3 protein-coding genes are annotated in these 3,406 nt (G+C 71.3%); all 3 read right to left on the reverse strand.

Going from position 1 to position 3,406, the window contains the following annotated elements; all coding sequences use genetic code 11:
- Window positions 1-834, reverse strand: an 834-nt coding sequence (locus Q4I23_RS31670; RefSeq protein WP_498528855.1) for a 4-(cytidine 5'-diphospho)-2-C-methyl-D-erythritol kinase, incomplete at its 3' end; no start/stop codon positions are given.
- 101 nt (window positions 835-935) lie between these two features.
- Window positions 936-2,630 carry a tetratricopeptide repeat protein gene (locus Q4I23_RS31675; RefSeq protein ID WP_498528856.1) on the reverse strand — a complete coding sequence of 565 codons (1,695 nt, stop codon included), beginning with the start codon at window positions 2,628-2,630 and terminating at the stop codon, window positions 936-938.
- 196 nt (window positions 2,631-2,826) lie between these two features.
- On the reverse strand, window positions 2,827-3,406 hold a 580-nt coding region (locus Q4I23_RS31680; protein ID WP_498528857.1), incomplete at its 5' end, for a phosphotransferase family protein.

A 3,406-nucleotide genomic window follows, 5' to 3' on the forward strand; every position in this document is an offset into this window, starting at 1 on the left:
CGAGATAGCTGTTATAGTCTCGTGGGCTCGGAGATGTGTATAAGAGACAGGCAGGCAACCGTCCGTGCCTTCCAGCGCCGCCAGCGCGTCGGCGATCACCGGGGCGACGGTCAGCGCCGGTTCGGTCAGGTCGTTGCGCCGCTCCTTCAGCAGCGCGGTCAGCGCCGCGGCGTCGGCGGGCGCCTCGGTGAAGCGGGCCGGGGCCGAGAAGGCGCTCTTGAAGGCGCCCTTGCGCGCCTTGAACACGGCGGGGGTCGGCACCGGCACGCCGGGGTTGACCAGCACCGCATGGGTTTCCGGCAGAGCCGGCGCCTCCTCCAGCACCTCTCCCACGCCGCCGAAATAGCAGCTCCGCCCGGCGACGCAGACCGGCACGTCGGCGCCCAGCGATGCCGCGACCTCGTAGATCCGCCGGTCGGTCACCGGCACGTCCCACAGCCGGGCCAGGGCGCGCAGCGTCGCCGCCGCGTCCGCCGAGCCGCCGCCGATCCCGGAGGCGACGGGCAGAACCTTCTCCAGCACGATCATCGCATCGGCCTCGCGGCCCAGCCGGGCGGCCAGCGCGTGGGCGGCCCGGATGACGAGGTTGTTCGCCGGATTTTCCCCCATCAAGGCCGGGCCGAAGGGGCCGGAGATGGCCAGCCGCGGCCCGACCGGCGGCAGGTCCACCCCGCGCAGCGCGATCCGCGCCACGCCCGGCTGCACCGTCACCCGGTCCGCCACGTCGGCGAAGGCGACGAGGCTGTCCAACTCGTGATAGCCGTCGTCCCGGCGGCCCACCACATGCAGATAGAGGTTCAGCTTGGCCGGCGCGGCCTCGGCGATGGCGCTCATGGTCGGGTCCCCCGAAACGAAAAGCCCTTCTTCCCGGCAGGGGGAAGAAGGGCTTTATGCGGCATGGGTGCGGCGAGCGCCAGAGCCTATGCAGGCGCGGCTTACTGAAGCTTCGGCGCCGCAGCCTCGGCGGCCTTGGGGTCCACCAGACCCTTGTCCAGCTTGGCCCGGATGTCCTCTTTCTGCGGCTCCTCCTCCGCGGTGCGGAGCGCGCGGGTCCATTGGAAGCGGGCCTCGTTGCGGCGCCCGACGCGCCAGTAGGCGTCGCCCAGATGGTCGTTGATAGTGGCGTCGGTCGGCTTCAACTCCACCGCGCGCTCCAGCTTCTCCACCGCCCCTTCGAAATCGCCGGTGCGGTAGAGCGCCCAGCCCAGGCTGTCGACGATGTAGCCGTCCTTGGGGCGCAGGGCGACGGCCTTCTCGATCATTTTCTTGGCCTCCTCCAGGTTCAGCCCGCGGTCGACGTAGCTGTAGCCCAGATAATTCAGCAGGAAGGCCTCGTCCGGCTTCAGCGCCAGCGCCGCCCGCAGGTCGTGTTCAGCGTCCGGCCAGCGATCCACCTTGTCGTAGGACATGGCGCGGGCGTAGAGCACCGCCCAATGCCGCTCCTCCGGCGTGCCGATGCGTTCCAGCGCCTTGCTGTAGCTGTCGGCGGCCTCGCCGTACCGCTTGGCGACGCGGTACAGGTCGCCCAGCCGGATCAGCGCGTCGGTGCGCTCGGGACGCTCGGCGGACAGGGAGGAGAAAGCGGCGATGGCGTCGTCGGTGCGTTCCAGCCGGGCGAGGCTCTCGGCGGCGCGCAGCCGGGCGGTCCAGCCCAGCACCGGGTCCTTCTCCAGCGCCTGGAACTCGACCAACGCGTCGGCGTGGTGGTCGCGGTTCTCCATGATGTCGCCGATCATCAGCCGCGCCAGGGACAGGTCGGGGCGCAGATGAAGGGCGATCCGCCCGAACAGCAGGGCGGTTTCCTCCGCCCCCTCGTGATGGATGGCGCTGCCCAGGTCGAACAGGGCCTCCGCCAGCCCCTGCTTGGCGTCGGACACCACCGCGGCGGCGGCCGTGCCCTCGTCCAGCGCCTTCAGCGCCGGCTCGACCATCAGGCTGTCGGGGTTGCCGGCGCGGAAGGACTCGTACAGCTTGCGGGCTTCGTCCTTGCGGCCGCTGCGCTCGTAGAAGCTGCCGACGATCTGGATGACGCGCAGCGGCGCCTCCTTGTCCAGCACGCGGGCGAAGCGTTCCCCGGCGGCGTCCTTGCGCCCGCCCAACTCCAGCAGCAGACCGGCGTGCAGGTCGTGCAGGGCGGCGAAGCCGCTGGCGGTGGAGAGCGGCTCCAGCGCCTTCAGCGCCGCGTCGGTCTTGCCCTCCGCGGCGGCCAGCCAGGCGTCGATCAGCGGGCCGATGTATTTCGCCATGCCCTCCTTGGGCATGCGCGCGGCCATGGCCTTGGCTTCCTTCAACTTGCCGCGGGCCAGATTGTCGGAGGCCAGCAGGGCGATGGCCATCTGCGGGTCGTTGTCCTGTTCCAGCAGCCGCTTGGCGAGGTCGATGGCAGCGTCGAACTGCCCTTCGCCCAGCTTCAGCAGGTAGGTGCGGCGCAGCAGCGTCAGGTCGCCGGGGTCGGCGGACAGGGCGTGCGCCATGAACAGGGCGGCGGCGGCCCAATCATCCTGGCGCTGGGCGAAGCGCCCGGCCAGATAGCTGCCCGTCGCCGAGGTCAGCGACGGACGTTCCGTCGCCGCCGGGGCCGCGGCGACGGCGTTGCCGGCCGGCAGGAGGCCCGCCGTCGAAAGGAGCAAGGCGCCAAACGCCGTCCGACCAAATCGGGCCCGGCCAAATCGGAATGTCATCATGCCGCGTCCACCTGCACGCCTACGGAGTCCGGATCAGGAAAGCCTGAAACTCGATTCCTCAGTCTAACACCAACCGCCGGCAAGGGTTAACCACGCTGCGGCCCGATCCATCGCATGTCTCGGCCGCTCAATGCCCCCCGTCCTAGCGCCATTCGGCGGCGACACGCCGGATGACGTCCGGGCGGAGGACGTCGACCGCGTGGGCGTCCATGTGGGCCGCCAGCGAGTCCGGCATGTCCGGCGAGAGGGCCGCCCCCTCCACCCGCCAGCGGGCCATCCAGGACAAGGTGCGCAGCCAGGTCAGCCGGCGCAAGGGCCGGCGCCACGGGCGCACCGCCTCGGCCAGCGCGGGCGGCACCGCGGCCTCCCAGGCCGCGTGGAACGCCGCGACCTCGTCCGGCGCCAGGACCGCCGCGACCTCCCGCTCCCATTTGGTGGAGGTGTAGAGGCTGGCGTGGGCGAGGTCGATGGCCGGGTGGCCGTACTGGGCCTTCTCCAGATCGGTGAACCACGCTTTGCCGGCGGCGTCGATCAGGAAGTTGCCGGGGTGGACGTCGCTGCCGACCAGCGTGATGGGGACCGGCGCCGCGCAGCGGAAGGCGCGGGCGTCGTCGAGTTCCCGCTCCAGCAGGGCGAGGGCGTTCGGCGCCAGCCCGGCGCGCTCGAACCACACCGCCTGCCGCTCCACCTGGGCCAGGGTTGCCGCCACCGGGCTGTCTCTT

This window comes from Azospirillum sp. UFLA03-27 (assembly GCF_059803775.1).